The organism is Dyadobacter psychrotolerans (assembly GCF_004349265.1).
GTDB lineage: Bacteria > Bacteroidota > Bacteroidia > Cytophagales > Spirosomataceae > Dyadobacter > Dyadobacter psychrotolerans.
This window is the reverse complement of sequence record NZ_SMFL01000001.1, coordinates 687,847-713,630: the sequence shown is the minus strand read 5'-3', so window position 1 is coordinate 713,630 and position 25,784 is coordinate 687,847. Positions and strand designations below refer to the sequence as shown.

At 41.6% G+C, this 25,784-nt stretch carries 17 protein-coding genes; 13 read left to right on the top strand and 4 right to left on the bottom strand.

The features are described 5' to 3' along the window. Positions 1 to 56 precede the first annotated feature (56 nt). Both E0F88_RS03050 and E0F88_RS03045 read left to right on the top strand, forming a co-directional pair. A complete protein-coding gene (locus tag E0F88_RS03050) occupies positions 57 to 2,438 on the top strand; it encodes an ABC transporter permease (protein WP_131956524.1) in 2,382 nt (793 codons plus the stop codon). Positions 2,439 to 2,537: 99 nt separating this feature from the next. Beyond that, entirely contained in the window at positions 2,538 to 4,889 is a 2,352-nt protein-coding gene (locus E0F88_RS03045; protein WP_131956522.1) for an ABC transporter permease, read from the top strand. Between the two features lie 51 nt (positions 4,890 to 4,940). Here the strand turns inward: E0F88_RS03045 and E0F88_RS03040 are convergent, their stop codons facing one another. Next, positions 4,941 to 5,288, bottom strand: coding sequence for a cupin domain-containing protein (locus E0F88_RS03040; RefSeq protein WP_131956520.1), 348 nt, complete (start codon positions 5,286 to 5,288; stop codon positions 4,941 to 4,943). Between the two features lie 432 nt (positions 5,289 to 5,720). On the opposite strand from E0F88_RS03040, the gene E0F88_RS03035 reads away from it, so the two are divergent. From E0F88_RS03035 to E0F88_RS03020, 4 genes are all read left to right on the top strand, one after another. After that, a complete protein-coding gene (locus tag E0F88_RS03035) occupies positions 5,721 to 7,217 on the top strand; it encodes a capsule assembly Wzi family protein (RefSeq protein ID WP_131956518.1) in 1,497 nt (498 codons plus the stop codon). Positions 7,218 to 7,414: 197 nt separating this feature from the next. Further along, positions 7,415 to 9,814 (top strand): ABC transporter permease, encoded by a 2,400-nt coding sequence (locus E0F88_RS03030; RefSeq protein ID WP_131956516.1) that lies wholly within the window; start codon positions 7,415 to 7,417, stop codon positions 9,812 to 9,814. Between the two features lie 49 nt (positions 9,815 to 9,863). Beyond that, positions 9,864 to 10,151, top strand: coding sequence for a hypothetical protein (locus E0F88_RS03025; RefSeq protein WP_131956514.1), 288 nt, complete (start codon positions 9,864 to 9,866; stop codon positions 10,149 to 10,151). Positions 10,152 to 10,614: 463 nt separating this feature from the next. Beyond that, positions 10,615 to 11,826 (top strand): hypothetical protein, encoded by a 1,212-nt coding sequence (locus tag E0F88_RS03020; protein ID WP_131956512.1) that lies wholly within the window; start codon positions 10,615 to 10,617, stop codon positions 11,824 to 11,826. A gap of 49 nt (positions 11,827 to 11,875) precedes the next feature. Here the strand turns inward: E0F88_RS03020 and E0F88_RS03015 are convergent, their stop codons facing one another. Beyond that, positions 11,876 to 12,808, bottom strand: coding sequence for a serine hydrolase (locus E0F88_RS03015; RefSeq protein ID WP_131956510.1), 933 nt, complete (start codon positions 12,806 to 12,808; stop codon positions 11,876 to 11,878). Between the two features lie 31 nt (positions 12,809 to 12,839). Continuing rightward, entirely contained in the window at positions 12,840 to 13,310 is a 471-nt protein-coding gene (locus E0F88_RS03010) for a GNAT family N-acetyltransferase (protein WP_229213659.1), read from the bottom strand. Positions 13,311 to 13,563: 253 nt separating this feature from the next. On the opposite strand from E0F88_RS03010, the gene E0F88_RS03005 reads away from it, so the two are divergent. From E0F88_RS03005 to E0F88_RS02990, 4 genes are all read left to right on the top strand, one after another. Beyond that, the gene (locus tag E0F88_RS03005; RefSeq protein ID WP_131956508.1) at positions 13,564 to 14,136 is read left to right on the top strand and encodes an RNA polymerase sigma factor; all 573 of its coding nucleotides are present in this window, start codon (positions 13,564 to 13,566) and stop codon (positions 14,134 to 14,136) included. Positions 14,137 to 14,910: 774 nt separating this feature from the next. Then, positions 14,911 to 16,971: a T9SS type A sorting domain-containing protein gene (locus tag E0F88_RS03000; RefSeq protein WP_131956506.1), complete on the top strand. Its 2,061-nt coding sequence runs from the start codon at positions 14,911 to 14,913 to the stop codon at positions 16,969 to 16,971. Between the two features lie 126 nt (positions 16,972 to 17,097). Beyond that, on the top strand, positions 17,098 to 18,450 hold the full coding sequence (locus E0F88_RS02995) for a GH1 family beta-glucosidase (protein ID WP_131956505.1): 1,353 nt from the start codon (positions 17,098 to 17,100) through the stop codon (positions 18,448 to 18,450). Between the two features lie 61 nt (positions 18,451 to 18,511). Next, complete coding sequence (locus tag E0F88_RS02990) at positions 18,512 to 18,871, top strand: hypothetical protein (protein WP_131956503.1); 360 nt, start codon at positions 18,512 to 18,514, stop codon at positions 18,869 to 18,871. Positions 18,872 to 18,921: 50 nt separating this feature from the next. On the opposite strand, the gene E0F88_RS02985 is transcribed toward E0F88_RS02990, so the two are convergent. Then, positions 18,922 to 19,146 (bottom strand): hypothetical protein, encoded by a 225-nt coding sequence (locus E0F88_RS02985; RefSeq protein ID WP_131956501.1) that lies wholly within the window; start codon positions 19,144 to 19,146, stop codon positions 18,922 to 18,924. 271 nt (positions 19,147 to 19,417) lie between these two features. On the opposite strand from E0F88_RS02985, the gene E0F88_RS02980 reads away from it, so the two are divergent. The 3 genes from E0F88_RS02980 (at position 19,418) to E0F88_RS02970 (ending at position 25,688) form a co-directional block, all read left to right on the top strand. Beyond that, positions 19,418 to 20,458 (top strand): DUF4097 family beta strand repeat-containing protein, encoded by a 1,041-nt coding sequence (locus tag E0F88_RS02980; RefSeq protein ID WP_131956499.1) that lies wholly within the window; start codon positions 19,418 to 19,420, stop codon positions 20,456 to 20,458. Positions 20,459 to 20,945: 487 nt separating this feature from the next. Continuing rightward, complete coding sequence (locus E0F88_RS02975; RefSeq protein ID WP_131956497.1) at positions 20,946 to 24,215, top strand: SusC/RagA family TonB-linked outer membrane protein; 3,270 nt, start codon at positions 20,946 to 20,948, stop codon at positions 24,213 to 24,215. A 60-nt stretch (positions 24,216 to 24,275) separates the two neighbouring features. Further along, entirely contained in the window at positions 24,276 to 25,688 is a 1,413-nt protein-coding gene (locus E0F88_RS02970; protein ID WP_131956495.1) for a RagB/SusD family nutrient uptake outer membrane protein, read from the top strand. Positions 25,689 to 25,784: the final 96 nt, after the last annotated feature.

Here is a 25,784-nt window from a genome sequence, read left to right as displayed (position 1 = left end):
TTTTCTGTATTACCATCAAAAGCGAATCGCTTTTAACAAAATAGCCGCGCTGAGCCATGTTAAAAAACTACCTGAAAATTGCATTTCGTAACCTTTGGAAACACAAGGCTTTTTCTTTTATCAACATCATGGGCCTGACAGTCGGGATGTCTGCCGGTTTTCTCATTTTTCTGTATGTTAATTTTGAATTGAGTTACGATGCTTTTAATTCAAAAGCGGACCGGATTTACAGGCTCGTTACCGATCTGAAAACACCTTCTGAAACGATTAATTCCTCAACGTGTTCCTGGGCATTTGCTCCGCCTCTTAAAAATGATTTTCCTGAAATAGAAGCTTTCACCAGATTGTCCGGCGGGAGTTTTCTCGTCAGAAAAGGAGATGTTAAATTCCAGGAAACGAAAACGATATTTGCAGATTCGTCGCTGTTCAGAATCTTCGATTTTAAATTGATACACGGAAATCCGGAAACAGCTTTGAAAGAGCAGTTGAGTATTGTTTTTACAGAAAAGGCTGCGAAGAAATACTTTGGAGACAGCGATCCTGTGGGGCAAACGCTCTTGCTTTCAGGAGAAGGTCTACCGGCAACCGTTACTGGTGTAATGCAGGATATTCCGGAGAACTCTCATATCAAAGCCGATATGTTTGTCTCCATGTCAACCCTCACCCAGCGTTTTAATAAAGGTATTGATGACCAATGGGGAAACTTCGGAGCCGATACCTATTTCCTTTTAAAACCGGGTGCATCTCCCAAATCACTGGAAAAGAAGTTTCCTGCTTTTCTGCAAAGTCATGCAGGTAAGACAATGAAGGAAAGTCAGATGTTTTATACCTTGTTTCTGGAGCCGTTGAAGGATATTCATCTGCACTCAACCAGAGGATCTTTGGATGCGGGTAGTATCAATAATGTCTATATATTTTCAGTCGTTGCACTATTTATTCTGCTCATTGCCTGCATCAATTTTGTCAATCTTACCACGGCCAGGTCGGTCGAAAGGGCGAAGGAAGTTGGTATCCGTAAAGTAGTCGGCGCACCGAAGTCGCTTCTTGCCAAACAGTTTATCAGTGAATCCATTCTGGTATGCCTTATCGCTTTTGTGTTTTCACTTGCTCTCTCTTCCGCGTTGCTGCCTTTGTTTAACACACTTTCGGGGAAAATAATAAGTCAGGGGATTTTTTATGATCTTCCGTTTGTCGGGGCCCTGTTTCTTGCCGCGATTGTAATTGGAATTCTTGCCGGATTGTACCCGGCTTTGGTTTTGTCTTCCTTCGAGCCAGTTGTTGTTCTGAAGGGGCGTTTTACAACCAGTTTTAAAGGAATTTTATTAAGAAAAGGACTGGTTACCCTGCAGTTCGGTATTTCGATTGCGCTCATTATTGCTACGATTGTCGTTTACACGCAAATGGATTTTATGCGAACCCGTGATCTTGGTTTTACAAAAGATCAGATGCTGATTATCAATACAGAGGGCGATCCAAAACGTGACGCTTTCAGGAATTCAATCAGCGAAGTAAGCGGTGTAAAATCTACGGCAACTTCTTCAAGTGTACCTGGCGGCGGAAATCCGGGAGCTTACTCAGAACTGGAAAACAAAAGCGGCGACATGCAGATCGCCAACCTGGATTTATACTTTGTTGACTTTGATTACGTGCCCCAGTTTAATCTCAAAATGGCGGCTGGTCGTGCATTTTCAAGAGAATTTGGTACAGATACAACCCAGGCCATGCTCATCAACGAAGCAGCTGTAAAGCTGCTGGGCTATAACTCGCCCGAGCAGGCAGTTGGCAAACGTTTCAGGCAATGGGGCCGTGAAGGTAAAATTGTTGGTGTGATCAAAGATTTTCATTACCGTTCTCTTCAGGAAAAAATTACCCCTTTAACCATGCGTATCGAACCACGGAGCAGTGATCTGGTATCTGTCAAAATTGACGGGGAAAACATGAAGGAAACAATCGCTGCGATTGAAAACAGATGGAAGACAACGATGCCGGAACGGCCGTTCAGTTATTATTTTATGGATGAGTTTTTTGATCGCCAATACCGAAGTGAAGAGCGTTTTGAAAAGCTGTTTTTTAACTTTTCGATTCTGGCCATATTCATTTCCTGTCTTGGACTGTTAGGGCTTGCTTCATACAGTACCATGCAGCGAACAAAGGAAATCGGTGTCAGAAAAGTAATGGGTGCTTCTGTTGGGAGTATTGTTGGACTTTTATCAAAGGATTTCCTTAAACTCGTATTGATTGCCTTTGTCATTGCATCACCTCTTGCCTATTACGGTATGTTTAAATGGCTGGAAAAATTCGCCTATCGAACGGATATTAAATGGTGGGTTTTTTTAACAGCCGCAGTTCTTTCTTTTATAATCGCTTTTGCAACAGTTAGTTTTCAAAGTATAAAAGCCGCTTTGATGAATCCGGTGAAAAGTTTGAAATCAGAGTAGGAAGTAAGGAGAAGGTATGAGACTAGGAAGAAGGAAAGGGTGACTCTTTTGTAAATATAAACTAGCTGGATGCTGACTGCTGATAGCTAACAGCCAGCTATGATAAAAAACTATTTCAAAATCGGATTCAGGACTTTAATTCGTAACAAGAGTTATGCATTTATCAACGTAGCTGGTCTGGCGTTGGGGCTGGCTGCCTGTATTGTCATTTTTTTAGTGGTTCAAAATGAACTGGGCTATGATCGTTTCCATAAAAAGGCCGACCGGACATATCGCGTGACATTACACGGACTCGACTACAACCCGAGCGTGTCTTTCGCCATTGCGCCTGCGTTCAGGAACGACTTCCCAGAGGCGGAACAGGTTTCTCAATATTATTATCAAAATAATGGGTTGCTGAAAGTAGGACAGGAGCGTTATAACGAAGAAGGTTTTGCCTATGCAGACGGTAATTTTTCTAAAATTTTTGATTTCCAATGGCTTTCCGGCGATCAGTTAACTGCACTCAAAGATCCGAATACAATTGTTTTGACTGAAAGTATTGCAAAAAAATACTTTGGTGAAAAGGATGCATTAGGTAAAATTATCAGGTTGGATAACAGAAATGATCTGACCGTGACAGGTGTGATTAAAGACCTCCCGTCAAATACACACTTCACTTTCAATTTTCTGGTATCCTGGGAAACGATAAAAAAGGATGTTGATATTTCGAATTTCTGGTCCATTCAGGGAGGAATGCTTTATGTAGCTTTACCTGAGGGATTTGCTGCCAAAAACGTTTCCGACCATTTTCCTGCCTTTATCAAAAAGAACTGGGGAGCTGATATTGCGAAAGATACGGAACTGATTCTTCAGCCGCTTACAGATATTCATTTCGATCAGAACTATCTCAATCAGGTTAGTATGCCACGGTCTAAACAAACAGTTTACGGACTTGCCGGCATTGCATTATTCATTATTTTGACAGCATGTATCAACTTTGTAAACCTTGCAACGGCGCAGTCGTTACAGCGCGCCAAGGAAGTAGGGATACGTAAAACATTGGGCGCTTACCGCAAACAGCTTATCGCTCAGGTAATGGGTGAAACGACTTTGCTGGTAGGTTTGGCGGTTGTGTTTGCATTAACAGCGGTTTGGCTTTTTTTACCGTCGACAGAGTCCTTGTTAAACATAAAGATCGATTCTGTTCAGCTTTTTAATCCGCAGATTGTAGTGGCGATAGCGGCCGTGACAGTCTCCACGATACTTATTGCCGGCCTTTATCCGGCATTGATCCAGTCCGGGTTTAAGCCTGTTAAAGCTCTGAAGTCAGGTGTTACAAATCATTCTGTCGGAAATTCAAATTTCAGAAAAGCACTGGTAGTTGTTCAGTTTGCTATAACCCAGGTTCTTATTGTAGGTACTATCGTTGTCGGCAGCCAGATGGATTTCTTTTTAAACCAGGAAATGGGTTTTGAAAAAGACGCGGTCATTACCTTTCCAACGGGTGAAAAAAGAGAAGTTTTAAATCAAAAATTATTGGATAATCCCGGTGTTGAGGAGGTTAGCTTTGCTTCGGGCGGGCCGGTTTATAACTCAAATTTTGCTCCGTTTTCTTCTCCTGAGTTGGGTATGGCGGATACCGATGTTACCGAACTCAAATTTGTAGACGAAAATTACATCCCAATGTATGAGTTGCAACTGCTTGCAGGAAAATCTATTACAAAAATTGTAAAAAAGGATTCTGTTTTTAGCGTGGTTGTAAATGAGACTTTGATCAAACGCCTTGGTATTCAGGATCCTGAAAAGGCGATTGGGAAACGAATATTAATTGGTCAGAGCCCGGCAAGGATCAATGGCGTAGTACATGATTTTCAAAGTGAATCGAAACATGATAAAATAAGGGCCTGTATATTAACATACAATTCAGGGCTGTTCTGGCAGGCAAGTGTGAAACTTCATCCTGAAAACAAACGCCAAACTTTGGCTTCCATCAACAAAGACTGGTCGGAGCTTAATCCCGAATCATTGTTTACCTATGAATTTGTCGATGAGCATATTGCGAAACTGTATGTACAGGAAGAGAAAATGTACAATGCGTTTAAAATCTTTTCGGGTATTGCAATACTGATTGGCTGTTTAGGGCTCTACGGTTTGGTGTCGTTAATGGCGGTTCAAAAAACAAAGGAAATTGGTATACGAAAAGTTCTGGGTGCTTCTGTTCCGGGAATCGTTTTGCTGTTTTTTAATCAGTTTATCTGGCTTATTGTCGCCGCCTTTGTAGTAGCAGCACCGCTTGCCTGGTTTGCTATGGGTAAATGGCTGGAGGAGTTTGCTTATCACATTCAAATCGGTCCCGGAATTTTCACGGTTTCGATTCTGGCTACCGTTATCATTGCTGGTCTTACGATCAGTTATCAGAGTATCAGAGCAGCTTTGATTGATCCGGTTAAAAGTTTAAAATCCGAATAACCGATTTAAGGGGTGTAGGGGGCGAGGGAGGAAAGGGAATTTGAAGAACTTTTATATTCCGGTTTGTTGTTTTTCCAGCTCAATAAAATCTTGCCGCACGGGAGTGAAACAGTCAAGTACTTTGCATTCAGTGAGCGCTTTCGCAGAATGCGGTGCCCAGGAAGGAATGAAGGCAGACATACCTGCGGTCAGAATTTTTTTTTCTCCGGCAATATCAAATTCCAGTTCTCCTTCCAGCACGTGACACCATTGCTCATGAACGTGGCTGTGTTCAGGTAAACTTGTACCGTTATCGATTGTGAATCGGCCAAAAGTTGATGTCCCGGAATGCGCAAGGGTACCGTAAATTCCGTCCCAGATCTTTACTATTGGTTTATGGTTGTAATCTATGAATGGCATGATCAATCTATTTCTGATTTAAAATGCCAAGTTAGTAAAAAGTAAAATCTAACAATACAAATTTGAAAATGCGGTTTTTGCTGTTGGTGATTTTGCCTTTTAATCATTGGTTGTTTTAATCTGCTGACAGCCTGGTCTTTGTTAACTGGCAGCAAGGCCATTCCGTATTTATATTATTATCTACATAGTAAATTCCTGGCTACGCACGAGTATTCCTGACTATTCTATTCTAAATTTATACAGCTTTGTAATCCTAAAATCACTTTTTCACGTACATAACGTGTGCGAGGGATTTGTTAGTGAAATCTTAATCCTGAATAATCCGGGATATAGTGTTTAATATCTACATTTATGCCGTTAAATCAGGCAGTTTGTCAGATTAGATTGATAAATAAACAATACAGGATGGATTCATATTACTGACTTGCATTTATGCGTTTTTTCAAAGCCTCCCTTTTCGTTATATTTTTAGAGATAACCTTTTTGCTCTCAGTTAGTTTTGGTCAGTCACTTACCAAATACCGTATTGGTGCTGAGGTTGAGGTAGGTACAATAGTTTCTTCCAATTCAGCCATTCCCTTTTGGTTAAGAACAAATCAGTTTGGTGTTGTACCGGCTCAGGCTCATGCGGGTACAGGGCAGTTTAGGATTTGGCGTGATTACTCGGTTACGGACAGCTTAAAAAAGAAGAAAAATATATTCGATTGGGGCTTCGTAGTTAACCCGGTATCAATTTACGAAAAAGCAAATGGATTCAGTTTTGTACTTCCGGAAGCACACGTTAAAGTCAGATATAAGTCAATTGAGATTTTTGCCGGAAGAAGGCGTGAGGTGATGGGGCTTGGAGATACAACCCTGTCCTCAGGTTTTTATGCAGTTTCCGGAAATGCGCTTCCCATCCCGAAAATCCAGATTGGCACGGTAGGATACGTCCCTGTTGCATTTAAAAAGTTTCTTGCGATCAATGCAGGTTTTGCCCATGGCTGGATTAATACGCCGCCCTACATTTACGGAGCGCGGTTTCATCAAAAATATTTGTATTTCCGGCTGGGTAAACCTGTTTCCAAATCTAAGTTATATTTTGGTATCAATCACCAGGCTACCTGGGCTGGTCATTCCGATTATTTGGCGCAACGTCCTGATCTGGCAACAGATGGAAAACTGCCCGATGATTGGAAATATTATAAGTACATTGTTTTGGGCTATACGCCAAAAGACTGGCAGGAAAGTACTACCATCACTTATTTTGACAGTTACCGGATTGGGAATCACCTGGGTAGTTATGATATTGCTTTTGAAACAAAAATTAATGGTAATAAACTGCTTTTATATCATCAGCACGCTTTTGAAGATGTATCCAGTCTGGCGTTTCAAAACTTTCCGGATGGGTTGTACGGAGCAAATCTTGTTTTACAAAAAGCCAACAAATTTGGTGATTTCAGCCTTACACGGCTGACTTTGGAATTTCTGACAACCAAGGATCAGTCAGGCTCCGGATTCGATGTGCCGGGAAGCATTTATCAGGGCGGGGATAATTATTTTAATCACACACAGTATTACGAAGGCTGGTCCTATAAAGGCACAGGAATAGGGACGCCGTTTATTACACCTCGTTCAACACTTGACCTTTCCCAGCCTGTATCTCCAAGATTTTTTCCAAATAACAGAGTGAATATGTTGTACCTGGGTGCTCAGGGAACCTACGGTAAGTCGCTTTTGCTTACACTGCGTACTTCATACAGCCGTAATTATGGAATACTGGGAGATGCATTTTCGCCTCCCCGCGGCCAGTTTTCTTCTTTTCTGGGTGCACAACTAAAACTGAAATCGTTTTACAACACGACGCTTTTGGCCAAATTATCAGTGGATAAAGGCGATCTGTTCCGTGATTCTTACGGAGGATATCTGGGGATTAGAAAAAGTTGGTAAAAAGTTTTTAAACAGAATTGCTGCCGACGTTCAGACCCGGACAAAGCTGTTCGTTATCGGACGATTTAATGTTATAATAGTTATTTAAATATCTGAAATTGAGATAGTTGTGTATTTGGCATACATTTGTTGATGCCGGGTTTGCGTATTGGAAATAATGGATTTTTCAGTACTTAAACGCATTTGCAAAAACCAATATGCTTAAGAACTATCTGAAAATTGCTTTCCGTAATATCTGGAAAAACAAGGTATTTTCTGCTATCAACATCGTTGGTCTTTCCATTGGGATGGCTGCCTGTATCATCATCATGCTTTTCGTTTCCTACGAAAGGAGTTTTGATAAAACACACACAAGGAATATTTACCGGCTCGATGAAGTTCAGAAGTTTAAAGGTATGACCGAGCCTCAGAATGTCGCGCTTTCGATGTTTCCGATGGGGCCGATGCTGAAAAATGACTATCCTGAAATAGAGGATTTTTGCCGAATAAATAATTCCGACAAGGTATTGATCCACAATAAGGAGAACAAAGCGGAGCTCCCTCATGTATTCTGGGCTGATGCTAACTTCTTTACCATGTTTGATTATAAACTGATCAGCGGCGAAAGAAGCAATGTGCTGAAGGAACCGAATACCACAGTTCTCACACAGAAAACCGCTGCCAAATTATTTGGTAACGAGTATCCAATTGGTAAAACCATTACGCATTACGGTAATGACACACTTGCTCTGAAAGTAACAGGAATTATGGAGGATGTTCCGGCAAATTCACATCTGCAGTTCGATGCCATATTTTCTTTCAACACCATCATAAAACCCGATTTTATGGAAAACTGGGGCGGCAACTGGCTCGTGACGTATCTTGAGCTTTCCCGCAATGCGAACATTTCAGAATTGGAGAAAAAATTTCCGGCTTTTCTTCAAAAATACATGAAGGGCGATGGTTGGAAAGAGTATGAGTTGTTTTTGCAGCCGCTAACCGAAATTCATTCAAACTCCACAAATATTACACACGACTACATCAATTTCCAGAAGTTTGACGGGAGTTACACTTATATTTTTTCGGTCATTGGAATCATTGTCCTCATTATTGCCTGTGTCAATTTTATGAATTTGTCTACCGCCCGTTCGATGGGCAGGGCCAAAGAAGTGGGAATTCGTAAAGCAATCGGGGCGCAGCGCTTTCAACTCGGGGCTCAGTTTATTGGGGAATCGGTTATGCTATCATTTTTAGCCCTCATTTTGGCTGTTTTGATGGTGAAACTGAGTTTGCCTTATGTTTCTCAATTTAGCCAACGAGCCCTTGAATTTTCTATTTTTAGCAATCCTTCTTTGCTCTTATTGGTTTTGGTCGGGGCGCTTATTATCGGTATATTTTCAGGTTTGTATCCCGCAGTTTTCCTGTCGGCCTTTGAACCCATTAAGGTCCTAAAGGGAACCCTGAGAATTGGGAAGAGCAATCTGAGAAGTTCACTTGTGGTTGCCCAGTTTTCCAGTGCGGTTTTTTTGATTATCGCCACGGCTTTTACTTTGAAACAGCTGCAATTTATGCAGGACAAAGATCCTGGTTTTGTTAAAGATCAGGTTGTTGTGATTCCTCTCGACAGCAAATCACAACCTAAATACGATGCGCTAAAAAAAGAATTGTTATCTGGTTCATTTGTTGAAAGTGTGACCGGTTCGGGCCAACGCCTGGGAAATAACTTCCATCAGACCGGAGTGAAGTTTCAGGGAGATGGTCCGGCGAAAGAAATTGCTTCGTCACAGGTTATTGTCGATCCGGATTATTTGACATTGTATAAAATTAAACTGATTGCCGGAAGAAACTTTAAAGATTCACCAGCGGACAATTCCAGGACTTACATCGTCAATGAATCGCTGGCAAAGGAATTGTTAAAAGATCAGCCAAAGCAAACGATGCAGTCACTCATAGGAAAACCTTTTGGCTTTAATGGCATGGATTCGTTAGGAACCATTGTAGGTGTCGCCAAAGATTTTAACTTCAATTCCTTACATCACAAAATTGAAACGCTTTGTCTATTCAACCAGAAGAATTGGGGTTACAGCGAAATGTCTGTACGGATTAAAGGTGGAGATACAAAACAGGCAATTGCGTCCCTGCAATCGGTTTGGAACAGACAGGTTCCTGAAAAAGACTTCACTTATTCGTTTCTGGATCAGCATTTCGCAGAGTTGTATAAATCCGACAGGCAGGTTAGTGAAATCGTCGGTATACTGGCAGGACTTGCAGTTCTGGTTTCGTGTTTGGGATTGTTTGGTTTGGCCTCTTATTCAGCGGAAAGAAGAATCAAAGAAATTGGGGTTCGGAAAGTATTGGGTGCTTCTGTTGCCGGAATCGTAGCACTTTTATCTTCTGATTTTATCAGACTGGTAGTCATTTCAATACTTATTGCTTCTCCGTTAGCCTGGTGGGCGGTGAACAGCTGGCTGCAGGATTTTGCATACCGTATCGAAATTCAATGGTGGGTTTTTGCAGCAGCCGGTTTGCTTGCGGTAGGTATCGCTTTGCTGACGATTAGTTTTCAAAGTATCAAAGCGGCTTTGGTGAATCCGGTGAAGTCACTTCGTTCTGAATAAATTAACCCTAAATCTGAAAATATAAAAAAATCATTAAACATCATTCGCTATGAGCCACATTGCTATCCCGATCCCCAACCTGCAAGGCAAGCAGGATATCGAAGTACAGGTTACGATCAATGGTTTAAAACAGCAGCTTCATTACCGGGTTGAACTTTTTTATTGGGAGAACTGCTCAAATCCCACTGCGCACCGCGCCGACTGTATCAGCGAAATGCTTTCGCATCAGGATCCGGACTGGACAGTTTATTACATCGGTGCGCCAACGGATGAATTTGTGCCGATTACATTTGTAAAAAACGAAAGCCGCAGTCTGATTAAACAGGCAATGGCATAACTCCAAATTTAATATAATTTTCACCTCTGTGCTATTCGGTACAGAGGTTTTTTGTTAGTATGGATAGGTAATTGATTGCAGGTTTTCAACCCTTTTCGAGGTTGACCGATGCTGGGAATATTTTTCCCTGGGTTGCTCCCCCCCCCGGCTATTCAGGTTGAAACCCTTAAAGGTTTTGCGGGTAACTTTTCCGGAAGATAAATACTTCCGGATTAATAAAACTCGCTATATGGAATCCTTTATGGTTTTGCAGGAAACTAAAAATTCCTAAGGGGATGAATTTGAATATCCCCGGATCCAATCAAGGGAAGATTAATTCCCGAGGTAGTCGATCAACCTGGATTGGGTTGAATCTTAATCTTCTATCACTTTTAATTTCTTTTTAATCTTTCTTGCAACTTAGTTGCACATTTAAATTTCTCATTTATATATTTGCATCATTGTTGCATTTAAATAAAAGGATATGAAAAGGAATTTATTAAAAACGCTGTTAGCCATCACCATCATTTCGTCGCTTGCTTCCTGCGAAAAAGGCAAAGAGGAAGTTGTCAATCCTGTGGAAGACACCGAGTACAAGTTTATCCGGATCCTTGTCAACGATGAAACTACCAAACAGCTATCGCTGGTAGATCCGATTAAACTTTCAACGGAAACATTTGAAGCGCTTCATGCTAAGTCGGCAGTTTACGGAACGCAGGCAGGCCGTTTCGGGGCGCTGGTGAATAGTGCAAACAATTTTGTTCAGCTTTTTGACACAGGTTTTGAAGGTCATGGCGACCATGTGGATGTGAAAGGAACTCCAAAGTTCGGTGCTTTGACCGGCGATGGCAATAAGCCTACACACTTCAAAAGTAAAGGTGATGAGATTATTACCTTTAATGATGGAGATGGTACGCTTGGAATTGCTAAGGAGGCTGAATTTCATGTTGCAGGTGCTAAAATGCAGACGATCCGGGCGACAGGTTACAAGGCACATCACGGGGCTATGACAAAATTTGACAATGGAACTTATGCCATTACTGAAAAAGATGGATCTGTTGCCGGTACACTTCCCGAACGTGTCAGCATAATTGACATATCGGGTAAAATTCTTTTTCAATCTACAATTCAGACCAAAGGAATTCATGGCAATGCCAGCGACGGAAAGGTTTCTCTTTTTGGTTCTTCAAGTGGTATTTTGGTTGTGGAACCAACTGGCGCGCAAAGGTTGATCCCACATCCGGCAAACTTTGGAACGGCCTGGTTCGGATCGATCCTGGAAGCGAAAGGAGCTGGAAGTTTTATTGGTTATTCGGCCGCTGTTGGTGCTTATCTGATTGACGTAACCTTGGGAAAGATCACGCCGATAATTGAAAGTACGGATTTGATTCAGGTAAAAACCGACTATGCCGGCAATAATCTGATTGCATTTCTGCACAGTGGCGAGGTTAAGATTTATGATTTAAAAACCAATACCTTAAAGAAAAGCGGATCGATTTTGCCGGCAACTGCAAAGGATGAAACACAAAAGCCGCAGCTGGAAGCTACATCCAGGTTCTTGTATGTGACACAGCCAAAATCAGGAGAATTGCTTCAGATTAATATCAATGATTTCAGCAAAGTAAATAAGATAAAGGTCTCCGCTACGCCTTACAGACTTAGCATCTTGGGTATTGAATCCAGTGAGAGTCATTGATTTACTGCCTGAAAGACCTGGCAAGTTTTGCAAACTTGCCAGGTCTTTGTCAAAACCACCACCTATCCGATCCGGAAAGTGGTTTCCATTTTTCCTTTGGTTCAAAGTGGTTCCATATAATCTCAGAAACCTTTCGGATTAATACATAACCCTCATTTTCTCTTCCCCATTTCTGATCTGCCTGGTTTTTGGTTGTGATGCAAAAAACATAATCACCATGTGGGGCGTGTACTATCAATGCTTCGGATTTTGCCTGATTTACGGCCCCGCTTTTTGCTGCCGTTTTGATATACGGCGGAATTTGTGAAATTGCTTCTCCATCCCAGAATTGCATGCCCAGGTAGCGGTACATTCTTTCACTGATATCCGGACTAATTGCTTTTCCGTTCCGAATCATGGCAATAAGTTCCGCCATTTCTCTGGGTGTTGTTTGTCCCCAGCCATAGGTCGCCTGTGCCTGTTTTCTGCCCGGTGTGCGGGAGTTTACCCTTGTATTTGTAAAGCCGTTAGTGGCCAGCCAGTCATTAATTGTCGAGCCGCCGCCTGCCATGGCTTGTAACCACAAACTTCCGGTATTGTCGCTCAGGGAAATCATGAGATGAACAACTTTTGGTAGTGGTATCTTTGTGCTGTCGCGGAAAGAGCCAACAATGCCGTTATCATATTTTAGCGAATCACGGTAAATCAGTTCCTCATCAAATTTTACTTCTCCTTTGTAAATCTTATCAAAGATGCCGCAAAGAATAGGCACTTTGATCATGCTGGCGGTGGGAAAGAGGCTGTCTGCATTTACAGCCGCTGTCCGGTTTGTTTTTATATTCCGGACATAAACGCCCACATCGCCATGAAAACCGGATAATGCTTTTTCAAGTTTAGTTTTTAGTTTTTTATCAATTGAAATATCCTGAATAGCTCCGGGCTGGCAAACTGCCCGAAAACTCAACAGCATTAAAAAACAAAGAAAAAAGTGGAAGCGTTTCATTATCCATTTCAGAATTTTAACAAGAATGTAGTCAGGACAGATCTTTCTCAAAGTAAAGCACATCGGAGTAGGGGTTGTAATTATAAGGTTTCGTTTCCAAAAAACCGAAGGATTTGTAAAGCCCGACAGCCGGTGTCATTTTCGCAAGTGTATCGAGTTTTACTGTTTTATAATTAATAGCCTTTGCTTCATTGATCGCGCTTTGCATCAGCATTTTTCCTACGCCCTTACCCTGGTATTCCGGCCTGATGTACATGCGTTTCACTTCACAGGTTTCTGCATTTTCGATCTGGCGTAATCCCACCGCGCCAACATAAAGGGCATCGTCTTCAACCAGCAGTAGTGCGCCCGTTGGGGGGCCATACATAACAGGTAAAATGGTAAGCTCATTATCGAAACTCTGAAATGAGAGCGTAAAGTCCAGTGAATCAGCATAATCCTTGAACAAGAGTGCTCCTGCTTCATACTGCTCAGGTGTGGTTGCCTTGACTATTTTTATCATAATTAATTAAAAATTCCGGTTGTGTATAACATGTTCATGCCCAGGCCGGAGCAGAATGTGGCTGGCATAAATCTTAAAATAAAAAATATTGTAGAAATTTTCATTTTTGAACGCTTCGAAATATTTACGACTCCCCACAATGCCCATCTCAATACACAGGTAAATGACACGAAAACACTGGAACAATATTGATAAACAAAATTCTGCATTCCTGTATTTACAAAAAAATATAACGATAATTCATCCCTGGATAATGAGCCATAAATCTACCTTCACCGAACAAGAACTGGTTTCACAGTTGAAAAGTAATAATCGCGAAGCTTTTGAATATTTGTACGATCGCTATTCTTCCGCATTATATGGAATTATCCTGAAAATAATTAAGGATGAAGAAAAAGCGGCAGATGTGATGCAGGATGTATTTTTAAAAATTTGGAAAAATATTAGCAGTTACAATTCGGAGAAGGGAACATTATTTACATGGATTTTGAATGTGGCTCGTAATACTGCAATAGATAAATTGAGGATGGATGTAAAAATGCAGCTGAATGTTAGCTGGGATGCGGTGAAGGAAATCGAGTTGACACCAGGTGCCATATTTACGCCAACACCTTCGACAATTGATATTCGCGCTATTGTGGAATTACTGCTTCCGGAAAGAAAGCTTCTCATTGATATGGTTTATTTCCAGGGATATACACATGAAGAAGTTTCAGAGAAACTAAGTATTCCGCTTGGTACGGTTAAATCCCGGATTCGCAAGTCTCTTCAGGAATTGAGGGGTGTTTTTGGTGTAAACACTCCTGTTTTTCAGCTTGCCAGCTAGGGTTAAGTTTCCAGTTAATCTTCACGACTGACCTGCAGTCTTTTTGCGAACGCAACCGCCTCCGCAGATTCTTTTTAACCATAATTTTTTACGCTGCGTTAATAATTGAAATAAACGTCATTCGAAGCAGCGGATGTTGGTTATAAGTTCTATACCTTAATTTTCTTTCTATTTCCCTAATTCAGGAAAATCTTCTCTTTAATAAATATTGATTAAGTTATTTTCAGCTTCGCTGCCGGCAAGTTGTAACTACGTATGTTACCAAAAGTGATTTGTGAACATAACCGGGCTCTGACCAGGATACCCGTTTCGCTGCGGACGATTCCAGGCCGGGATTAGGGTATTAGTGCTAACGCAAAAAGCGTAATTAGACCTCTAAGTAAATTTCGGTATTCTATTTGTCCCCTCTCATTGTCTGCCTGGTCCTTATCGTTCACGCTCTCAGTGATATCCATTCAGTTTATTCAAATTTCTGGCTTTGATGGTATATTGGAATAGTACAATTTATTGTTATCGACTGTTTTGCTCTAATTCACTAAGCGATCATTTAATAAGAAAAATTAATTAGCTTAAAAACAGCAAATTACTGTCTTTTTACGATTAGAATTACTTTTAGTAAGTGTAGTAACGTTAATTGTATTCACTGCATAGAATTAATTTTGGAAAAATTGTAATATAAAAAAAATTATATTATTTTATATCCATTTTTCGAATTTCGACTATACCTTTGGCGGTATAATACAAGAAAATATCACTATACTTAACATCATTATTATGAGAAAAACAGTTACTCAATTTATCTGTCTTTTATTCTTCTTAGCCTCTTTTGGTGAAACACTTACCGCCAAAAACCTGACAACAATCCCTAACGATGAGAATATCACTTTGGAAACGAAGGCTGTAACGACTGATGCCTGTGCCTGCAGTAGCCAGGAGCTAACAAACGGAAGTTTTGAAACTACTAAAAGGGTAAATGGTGTTGATGTGCCAACGGACTGGAATTATTCCGGTAATTTCCGAATGACTCAGGATTACGATGTGTGTGGTACCGATAACGGTCTGTTAACAGGTGCAGGTAGTTTTTGGCAGGATGTTGAAAACGTGGTACCTGGTAGTTTGGTGACACTTAATATCTGGGGAGGGTATCACAATAAGAACGGCCAGTTTTTTAAGCTTATTTTCCTTGGCAAGAATGGAGAAGAGCTTTTGGTTAAGGAAAAGGAATTGGTTAAATCTGTTTCTCAAACCGGAGGAATTCTTACAAAGTACACCCTTAGCGGAACTGCTCCTGCAGGAACATTGGTGATACGTGTTAAAGGCGTTGCAACCGGTGATTATTTCAAGGTTGATGCAGCTTGCCTTTCAATTGAAAAACCTGCATTCGACTGCAAAAGCTGTACGGCAAACAAACTTGTTAACCCAAGTTTTGAGACAACGAAAATTTCCGGTCAGAAGGAAGTGCCTACTGATTGGGTTGGAGTTAACTTTATCAAAGATGCAGGTTTTGTAGTATGTGACAGTAAAAATGGTTTAGTAGATAACGGGGCAGGAAGTTTTTATCAGGATGTACGTACGACGCCGCTAAGCAAAGTGACGCTAAAAATCTGGGCAGGTTACCACGTATTTGACGATCACAAACTGGAACTGATATTTTTTAGTGAAACAAGTACAAAGGCGCTGGCTACTACGACGGTTTATCTGGATAAATCTGTGGAAGATCTTAAAAATAAACTTAAGCAGTATACTTTAATGGCAACTGCTCCTGCTGGAACTGCCTATGTAAGAGTAAAAGGATCAGCGGGAGGTAATTATTTTAAAGTGGATGCAGCCTGTCTTACGATCGAAGAGCCGGCTCAGTGTGTGGCTTGTACAGGCAACAAGTTGACAAACCCAAGCTTTGAAACTACTACCGGCTGGACTAAATCAAACAGCGGGACTTTTACTACTTCTGATCAATACGTTGTTTGCGGTTCCAAATCAGGATTTGTAAGTGGTGCTACGACAATTACCCAGGATATTCAGAATGTAAACGAGGGAAGTGACGTGACACTTACAATCTGGGGTGCATATAAAGCAGCAAGCTCACAGAAATTTAGCCTTTATTTTTACAACGCTCAAAATGCCATGATTGGCTCGCAGGGAGCAACCGTTAACCAGAACCTGACAGACAACGTTGAGGGACTTAAACAATATACAGTTACTCAAAAGGCACCGAAAGGCTCGAAATTTGTTCGGGTGGAAATTTCTTCAGGAGGAAGTGAATTCCGTTTTGATAATGCCTGTCTTACAATTACCGCAGGATCTCTGCCGGTTGTGCTAACCGATTTAAAAGTTGTCAAGGCTGAAAGTTCTGCTAAAATAACCTGGAGTACTGTTTCTGAGACAAATTCAAGGGAATTCGAAGTGCAGCAAAGCACAACCGGAAATGATTGGACAACACTTGGAAGTGTGGCTGCGAAGGGCGAAAGTAAAGTGACAGAAGATTATGAATACATTCATTTATCACCTGTTGCTGGAAACAATCTTTATCGTCTGAAAATGATTGATGCAGATAACACGTATTCGTTTAGCAGAATTGTAAGTGTGAAGTTTGAAAATTTGTCAGCGGTGTCGGTTTATCCTAATCCTGCTACCGATCACATTAAAGTAAATGCTGGTACTGACCAATTATCAAGTGTAAGAATTTACAATGTTGGAGGGGTATTGGTGAAAGACGTTACGCCTGCTTCCGGTAGTGAAGTAAACCTCACGGGCCTGGCACAGGGAGCGTACATCGTGAAAATTAATCACCTGAGCGGTTTAACTACTACAAAGCGTATTCAGGTTGTTAAATAAGAAATCAATTTCAGATTTTAATCAGTTAACAAAAGCTTTTTATTGCCCTTCATCTGTTTGTGCGGATGAAGGGCTTATTTTTGATGTACGTTCTGTATTTTCAGATACTGTGCTTAAAGCAATTTTATGAATGTTAAGGAAGAAATTTTCACCAAAGCCGACTTTGGAAGTGATTTTCACTGGGGAGTAGTTACTGCTGCTTTTCAGGTGGAGGGCGCAGTAAGTGAAGATGGTAAAGGGATGTCGATCTGGGATACTTTTAGTCATAAAAAAGGCAAAATAAAAAACGGACATCATGCAGATGTAGCCTGTGATTTTTACCAGAGATATGAGTCGGATCTGGAACTGGTTTCGCAGCTGGGTTTTAGCGATTTTCGGTTTTCTATCTCCTGGTCCCGTATTTTGCCTGCGGGTACTGGTGAAATAAATACAGCAGGAATTGATTTTTACAATCGTTTGATCGATAAGTGTATATCTGTGAATATCACACCCTGGATAACGCTATATCACTGGGATCTTCCCCAGGCGCTGCAGGATAAAGGCGGTTGGAAAAACAGGGAAATTTTAGAATGGTTTAGTGAGTATGTTCTATTATGTACAGAGCGATTTGGTGACCGGGTTAAGCACTGGATTGTACTGAACGAACCGTTAGCCGTTGCCGCGCTGGGTTACACAACCGGTTTGCATGCGCCGGGTCTGAGGGGACTCTGGAATTTTCTGCCTGTGGTTCATCATCTCGTTTTATGCCAGGCAGAAGGTGCAAGGGTCATTCGCCAAAATGTGCAGGATGCGTATGTTGGAACTGCATTTTCATGTTCCTTTATTGAGCCTTTTTCACAGGATACAAAGGACATCCGCGCTGCAAAAAGAGCGGATGCTGTGATGAACCGCCTGTTTATAGAACCGGCATTGGGGCTGGGATATCCCACGGATGCTTTTCCTTATCTAAACAATATTAAAAAATACATGCGGCCCGGCGACGAGGACAAAATGAAGTTTGACTTCGATTTCATAGGTCTGCAAAACTATTTCAGTATTACGGTTAAACATTCATATCTGATACCGGTTTTGTGGTTAAATCAGATTCCGGCAAAATTACGGAATGTACCGGTTACCTTTATGGGTTGGGAGATAAATGGCGATGGGATGTATAAAATTATCAAACAGTTTTCTGAATATCAGGGAATAAAAGAAATGGTGATTTCGGAGAGCGGAGCTGCGTTTGAAGATATTTTGGCTGACGAAGCTGTACAGGACGAAAAAAGAAAAGCGTATTTTCAGGAGTATCTGGCGCACGTATTAAAAGCGAAACAGGACGGCATAAATATAAAAGGATATCTGGCCTGGTCGCTCATAGATAATTTCGAATGGGCGGAAGGTTACGCGGCGCGTTTTGGTCTGGTGCATGTGGATTTTGAAACGCAAAAACGAACTGTTAAAGATTCGGGCAAATGGTTTGCAGATTTTTTGAAAAATTAATTTTCAGGCTGTACCAACCATTTTTGATTTTACTGGGTCAGGAATTAAACGATATAATTTTATGAAAACCTTAACGATTGTATTCGGTTTGTTGCTGGCCTGGATGGGTTGTGATAACCAAAACGATATTTTAAAGGCAGAGGTGCAGGAAGTCGACGCTGTATGGTCAAATCAACTGGCATCGGATGGCTGCGCCTGGCACTTCACAGTAATCTCCGCTGACAGTACATTCTCTTTGGCAGCCTCAGACGGATCTCTGAAAACAATTGAAAAGGCTCTTGGTAAACTGGAAGGTGCTTATAGCTTTACTGATGTCCACCTGAAATACAGCTTGACAGGCGCGAAAAAGGAGGTGCAGTGCGGTTGGGGGAAAAAAGTAAATTATGACGAAATCGAAGTGCACGAAATCGTTAAAAAATAAAATGGCTTACCTGAATGAATCCTGTTTCATTCAGGTAAATTTATTTAACGTTATAAATTCAGAATTTCCTTAGCTTCTTTCTCTGAATAATAGGGCCCAATTTCCGACTCCTCTATAATTTCCTGAACCTGATCTTCCGATGCCGGTTCAGCTTCTTCATCGTCCGTATTCTTTTCAGAAATTTCGATTGTTCCTTTATTTGCAAGATCGTTCAACAGGTTATGAACCAATTCAATGTCTGCATCTGACAATATTTTTATTTGATACGTTTTCATATATTTTTTTGGAAAGGATAAGTGTATAAATAAAAGATTGAAAAAATCATACCCTGAATATTTTTGCTGTACTATTACGGTACATGATTGTCCGGTTTCGGACAGTTGGATTTGTTTAACTATTTGATAGTCAGAGAAAATTTGTAGTGGTTTAGTTTTTTAAATGCTGGTATTACTATTAGCCATTCATAACTATAAAAAAAGTGAAGCGGTCCGGTGCAACCTCCGCTTCACTTTTAACATCATTTAGAAAACTTATTCGAACCTGATCATGAAAACGAAAAATCTTCTTCCCGTAATCCTGGCAATATTTGTTACTTCTCTGGCAAATGCACAGTCTCGTGAAACGCCGTATGTAACTAAAACATTTACCAGCTCATCCCTAAAAGCACTAACTGTTGAAACTTCCGGCGGTTCTATTGCAGTAACCGGCGGACAGAGTAATGGTTTTAAGGTTGAAATGTATGTAGTGCCTAACAACTGGAACGGCAAACAGGAATTAAGCAAGGAAGAAACGGAAGACCGTCTTGAAGATTATGATATCCTGATCGGTACCGAAGGGAACCAGGTAATTGCAACAGCCAAAAGAAAAGCCGGCACGAAATGGGATAATAAAAAAAGCATTTCTATTGGTTTTAAAGTATACGCTCCAAGGGCAATCAGCACGAATATTAAAACAAGTGGCGGAAGCATTAAAATTGCTTCACTTACAGGTGAGCAAAATTTCACAACAAGTGGCGGAAGTCTGAAAGTGGAAGATCTTGAAGGAACGATCAATGGTCGCACATCAGGGGGCAGCATAGAAGTAAGCAATTGCAGAAAAAATATTGAGCTTGTAACAAGCGGCGGAAGTATTAAAGCAACGGACCTGAAAGGAAACATTGAGCTGAAAACTTCGGGAGGAAGCATTGCATTAAACAATCTGGACGGTGACATTGCTGCCCACACAAGCGGTGGAAGTGTAAAAGGTGATGTTATTAAAGGTTCTCTCAATACCGGAACTTCCGGCGGATCGGTTCGTTTGGCTAATGTATCGGGCAGTTTAAGAGCAAGTACCAGTGCCGGAAGTGTGGAGGTGTCTATGGCGCAGCTGGGCCAGTATCTGGACTTGAAAAGTTCTGCCGGCAGTATCCGCGTGACGATGCCTTTGGAAAAAGGACTTGACCTGAACCTGAAAGGCAACAAAGTAACTATTCCTCTGAAAAACTTTGATGGAAGTATTGACAAAGACCGTGTAAGCGGAAAATTAAACGGCGGCGGTATTCCGGTGACACTTTCAGCGAGCAGCGGCAGCGTCTATGTAAATCAGTAAGTCAATACCAATAAGTACCTGAGAAATTTCTATTAGCCAACATAAATAAAGTAACAAGAAAGGCGCCTCGATAAGGGCGCTTTTCTTGTTTAGTATCATTGGTTTTAATAATAAGGAACCTTCCTTCTTCCAAAGTTAATTCACCTCACTTCTTGTTACTCCTGTTGGTACGATAACCAGAAAAATTGCGCTGTTTCCAATTATATCTCTACATTTGAAATTAATCTACAAATGTAGTAGACTAATAATGCTTCGACATGAAAATAAATCATCTTACAACCTTAAACAAGCTGTTTTGAATTTGATACTATACTTCGCAAAGCCGGAATTTTAATTATATTACATAAGAGATTTCTATTGTTTGAAAAATCGGAATTTTATATGAAAAGTAGATTTTTTAATTGCACAAAGTCATGAAATGCCAAAGGAATGCTAAGCAGAAATTAAAATATGACAAATTTTCACCAACTAACCGTAACAATAATTAATGCATTTGAATTCTACGCGTAAAATCATGTTGGCTGTGCTCCTGGGTATAACTTCCCAGTCCATTTATGCCAGCGGAGTACCAGTTTCTCCGCAGAGCAAAAGAGCAGGAATCTCCGGAAAAATTGTTGTGGACATTTCCGGTAAGGTTACCGATAAAAGTAACGGTCAGGGTTTACCAGGAGTAAATGTTCTTGTAAAAGGATCCAATTCCGGTACGATTACAGATGTGGATGGCGCTTACAAGTTGTCCGTACCTAACGGAGATGTAACGCTTGTTTTTTCATTCATCGGTTATGTAAGCCGGGAGGTGAAGGTCGGTATGCAACAAGCCATCGATGTTCAGCTGGATGCAGATGTGAGTAGTTTGAATGAAATTGTGGTGGTGGGATATGGTACCCAGAACAAGCGGGACATTACCGGTTCTGTCGGTTCGCTTTCTTCCAAGAATATCAAGGACATGCCGGTTACCAATTTTGAAAATGCCATTCAGGGACAAATCGCTGGTGTGCAGGTTCAGGAACCAAGTGGTGAACCGGGAGCAGGGACAACGATCCGGGTTCGCGGGTTGGGTTCCATTTCCGGCGGAACCGAGCCTTTGTATGTAGTAGACGGTTTTCCGATATCCAAAAATGTTGATGTGGGTGTTCAGGGTGATGTTTCGAGAAGAACTGTTGCTTTTGCATTGCCTCCTTCAAATCCATTGGGGACCATCAATCCGTCGGACATTGAATCAATTGAAGTTTTAAAGGATGCCTCTTCTGCTGCGATTTATGGTTCGCGCGGTTCCAATGGTGTTATTTTAATTACAACGAAAAAAGGGAAAAGGGATAAAAAGCCGGTTATCGGTTTTGATACTTATTTCGGATTTCAAACGGTAGCTAACCGGGTCGATCTGATGAACTCTGCCGAGCTGACTGCCTATGTGAGGGATGCCAAAAACAATGCATATTTGCAGGACGTTGTTGGTGCCAACGCAGCGGATAACAACGCAACCCGTTATACAAAAACAACCAACACCAGTTATTACATTCCTGACGATTATGCCAATCCGGACGGAACGGACACCGACTGGCAGGATCTTGTATTTCGCACTTCGCCTGTTCAGAGTTACAGCGCCTCCTTATCCGGAGGCAGCGATAACGTGAATTATTATGTATCGGGAGGTTATTATAATCAAAGAGGCGTTGTTGAAAAAAGCGGTTTTGAACGGTATAGTTTCCGGGTGAACCTGGAAGCAAATGCTACCAAAAAACTGAAATTTGGTTTAGGACTGAGTCCGTCTTTTACAAGCAACGACCGGTCACCGGCCGGAGCGCCCTATTTCGCTGATCCTCCAGGTATCGTATATTCCGCTTTGGTTACCTCTCCGACTGTGAAACCGTATCTTGCAAACGGTGCGATCAACCAGACAGACAATCAGTCGCATTTGTATACGGAAGACGGTCGCGGTGCAAACATGACTTCGTCGAGTAATCCTTTGGCGATTATTGCCGGTGTTACCGATAAACTTAATCAGTTTCGCACACTTGGAAATCTTTTTGCAGAATATGAGATCATTCCTGGTCTTAAATACAAGTTGTACACAGGTGTTGACGTAAACAATTATAACAGGAATTTCTTTCGTGCCAACTCGCTGCTTTTTCGTGAAGCTACGGTCGGTGATCCCTATGGACAGTCCAACTTTTCACTCAACTATAACTGGTTGATTGAAAATACGCTATCTTACAATAAAATGTTTGGTCAAAACCATTCAATATCGGCAGTTGCTGGTTACAGCGCACAAAAGGATCACATTGACATCAATCAGGTTCTTGCCCAGAAATTTCCGGATGATCTTGTAGAAACCGTTAGCGGCGGCCAGGTTACCGGTGGAACTTCCACGCAGGAAGAGTGGTCGCTGGTTTCCTATCTGGCACGTGCCAATTATGCTTTTCAAAGTAAATATTTGCTGACCGCCACCATTCGTGCTGACAAATCTTCGCGTTTTGGAGAAGGTAACAAAATGGGTGTTTTTCCTTCTGTTTCGGCAGGATGGAGAATTTCGGAAGAATCGTTTCTTAAACCTGTAACGTTTATCAGTGACCTTAAAGTTAGAGGAAGCTGGGGTAAAACAGGGAACTTCCTGATCCCGAATTATGCATCAATCGGCTTGCTGAATCCTGCCAATTACATTTTTAATAACGTACTGGTAAATGGTATCGCACCAACAACAATCAGTAACAGCAGCCTGACCTGGGAAAAAACAACGCAGCTGGATATTGGTCTTGATTTTGGTATTATCAAAGACAGGGTTTATGTATCGTTTGATTGGTACAAGAAAATTACTTCGGATCTGCTTCTGAATGTACAGGTTCCCGCAGCGGTTGGTTTCCTGAATGCCCTTCAAAATATCGGAGAGGTTGAAAACAAAGGTTTGGAACTGACTGTGTCGAGCCGTAATGTGGTGAGCGCATTTAGCTGGACGACCGATTTGAATTTTTCCACAAACAAAAATAAAGTACTTAAACTTGGACCAACGGGAGATCCGATCCTGAGCTCGGGAGGTGCAGGTATTCGTCACATTACCCGTATTGGCGATGCAATCGGAAGTTATTATGGCTATGTGGTAGAAGGCATTTATCAAAACCAAAATGATATCGACAACGCTCCGAAAGATGAAGTTGCTCCCAAGCCAGCGCCAGGAGATTTTAAATTCAAGGATGTAAATGGTGATGGGAGGATCAATGCGCTTGACCGTACCGTGACGGGCAACTATCAGCCTGACTATATCTGGGGGATTACCAACCGGTTCACATTTAAAGGCTTTGATCTGAGTTTCCTTCTTCAGGGTGTTCAGGGATCGGAAATTCTTAACCTGACCAGAAGGCATTTGGCAAATGGTGAGGCCGGAACCAACTCTTACGCAGTTGAAACAGAACGCTGGATTTCTGCATCGCAGCCAGGAAATGGCAAAATTCCTCGTGCAGACCGGCTTACAGATACACACGGGAACAACAACAGACCTTCGTCGTATCAGGTTGAAGACGGTTCTTACCTGCGTTTGAGAAACCTGGCCTTTGGATATAACTTCCCCAAAAAGGCACTGGGAAGCAAAGTGCAGTCGCTGCGGCTTTATGCCTCGGGAACCAACCTGTTTACAAGTACTAAATATGTCGGATACAATCCTGAGGTGAACAATCAAACGACTTTGAGCGGTGTGCAGGGTGAAGATTACGGTGCTTATCCGTTAGCTAAAACCTTTACGTTTGGTTTGAATGTAACATTTTAATCATCGAAAAATCAGGCTGCTATTTTAATCCCGGAAGCTGACAATTACAAAAACAAGCATATGAAATTAAAGAACATATATATTCCAATTGCCGCATCACTAATCGGTGCGGGCGTATTGATGTCCTGCGGTGATAGTTTCACCGACCTCAGTCCGATTTCCCAGCGTAACGTAAACCTGTTTTACAACACAGCGGGAGATATGAACACGGCAATCAATGCAGCTTACAAAACCCTGCAATTGAACGGAACCTATAATCAAAGTTACTGGATCACGCAGGAAATGCGATCAGATAATACCGATCAGGGCCCCGATGGAACTGGTTTGGGAGCGGATTTAACAGTTATTGAAAACTTTGTTGAAAACTCAACCAGTGAATTGGTAACGCTGGCCTACACAGATTCATATCTGGGAATAGCTAGAAGCAATATTGTACTTAGCCGGTTGGATGCGGTAGATATGCCTTCGGCTGACAAAGAACGGATTCGTGGTGAAGCCCTGTTTTTAAGATCTTTGTTCTTCTACAATCTCGCAGTTTCGTTTGGAAACATTCCTTTACCGCTTACCGAAGCAAAATCCGTAGATGAAGGAAAAGCTTTGCCGCAGGTTCCGGCTGCCGATGTGTATAAACAACTGATTCCCGACTTGATAAAGGCTGAAAGTGGTTTACTTGTTAAATATGATGCAGCTAACGTTGGCCGGGCTACAAAAGGAGCAGCAGCAACGCTTCTGGCAAAAGTATATCTTGCCGCCGGCGATAAAAAATCTGCGGAAACTGTGCTTCGCCGTATCATTGCTTCCTACGGTTACTCACTGGTTCCAAATTATGCGAATCTTTGGGGCCTGGCAAACAAAAATAACGTGGAATCTATTTTTGAAGTACAATTTAAAGGAGGTGCAACGGGAACAGGGAACGCGTTTACCAATGCCTTTTCACCTACTTTGAAACACAGTACCGGCGCTTACAAAAACAGACCAACCCAGAGTATTCTAAAAGAATTTGAAGCCGGAGACGATCGTTTTATAAAGTCGATGGATACAAGTTATGTCAATACGCAGGGTGTTTTGGTTACGAATACAAAAAATGACATTCGTTATGTCGTAAAGTTTGGGCGGGAAAATTCATTTGAAGAAACGGATGCTTCTTACAATTTCGTTGTCTTTCGTTATGCAGATGTCTTATTGATGCTTGCAGAAGCACTGGGAGAAGGTACAGAAGCTTATGCGTTGATTAACCAGGTGAGGGCAAGAGCGAAATTGGCTCCGGTCAGTGCCACAACTACCGGGACTTTTGCGCAAAAACTGCTTCATGAAAGAAGGGTGGAGCTGGCCTTTGAAAATCATCGCTGGGCCGATCTTCTTCGTTTTGGCGTTGCAAAGGATGTGATGCTTGCGCAGGGGAAAACCATACGTCCATTATTTCTGATTCCGCAGAGAGAGCTGGATATTAATAAATCATATAAGCAAAACTGACCTTTCTAAGTCATTTTCTGATCCTGCTGTTCATCCCGACAGCGGGATTTTTTTTGCCTCTATTTTTTTTCAAAATACAATTGAAACAGGACTGCG

Excerpts from the sequence above, each read along its gene's own strand:
- E0F88_RS03030 (WP_131956516.1), top strand. The coding sequence starts at position 7,415 with ATGCTTAAGAACTATCTGAAAATTGCTTTCCGTAATATCTGGAAAAAC.
- E0F88_RS02980 (WP_131956499.1), top strand. The coding sequence starts at position 19,418 with ATGAAAACGAAAAATCTTCTTCCCGTAATCCTGGCAATATTTGTTACT.
- E0F88_RS03025 (WP_131956514.1), top strand. The coding sequence starts at position 9,864 with ATGAGCCACATTGCTATCCCGATCCCCAACCTGCAAGGCAAGCAGGAT.
- E0F88_RS03050 (WP_131956524.1), top strand. The coding sequence starts at position 57 with ATGTTAAAAAACTACCTGAAAATTGCATTTCGTAACCTTTGGAAACAC.
- E0F88_RS02985 (WP_131956501.1), bottom strand. The coding sequence starts at position 19,146 with ATGAAAACGTATCAAATAAAAATATTGTCAGATGCAGACATTGAATTG.
- E0F88_RS02975 (WP_131956497.1), top strand. The coding sequence starts at position 20,946 with ATGCATTTGAATTCTACGCGTAAAATCATGTTGGCTGTGCTCCTGGGT.
- E0F88_RS03040 (WP_131956520.1), bottom strand. The coding sequence starts at position 5,288 with ATGCCATTCATAGATTACAACCATAAACCAATAGTAAAGATCTGGGAC.
- E0F88_RS02990 (WP_131956503.1), top strand. The coding sequence starts at position 18,512 with ATGAAAACCTTAACGATTGTATTCGGTTTGTTGCTGGCCTGGATGGGT.
- E0F88_RS03045 (WP_131956522.1), top strand. The coding sequence starts at position 2,538 with ATGATAAAAAACTATTTCAAAATCGGATTCAGGACTTTAATTCGTAAC.
- E0F88_RS03000 (WP_131956506.1), top strand. The coding sequence starts at position 14,911 with ATGAGAAAAACAGTTACTCAATTTATCTGTCTTTTATTCTTCTTAGCC.
- E0F88_RS03010 (WP_229213659.1), bottom strand. The coding sequence starts at position 13,310 with ATGATAAAAATAGTCAAGGCAACCACACCTGAGCAGTATGAAGCAGGA.
- E0F88_RS02995 (WP_131956505.1), top strand. The coding sequence starts at position 17,098 with ATGAATGTTAAGGAAGAAATTTTCACCAAAGCCGACTTTGGAAGTGAT.
- E0F88_RS03020 (WP_131956512.1), top strand. The coding sequence starts at position 10,615 with ATGAAAAGGAATTTATTAAAAACGCTGTTAGCCATCACCATCATTTCG.
- E0F88_RS03005 (WP_131956508.1), top strand. The coding sequence starts at position 13,564 with ATGAGCCATAAATCTACCTTCACCGAACAAGAACTGGTTTCACAGTTG.
- E0F88_RS03035 (WP_131956518.1), top strand. The coding sequence starts at position 5,721 with ATGCGTTTTTTCAAAGCCTCCCTTTTCGTTATATTTTTAGAGATAACC.
- E0F88_RS02970 (WP_131956495.1), top strand. The coding sequence starts at position 24,276 with ATGAAATTAAAGAACATATATATTCCAATTGCCGCATCACTAATCGGT.
- E0F88_RS03015 (WP_131956510.1), bottom strand. The coding sequence starts at position 12,808 with ATGAAACGCTTCCACTTTTTTCTTTGTTTTTTAATGCTGTTGAGTTTT.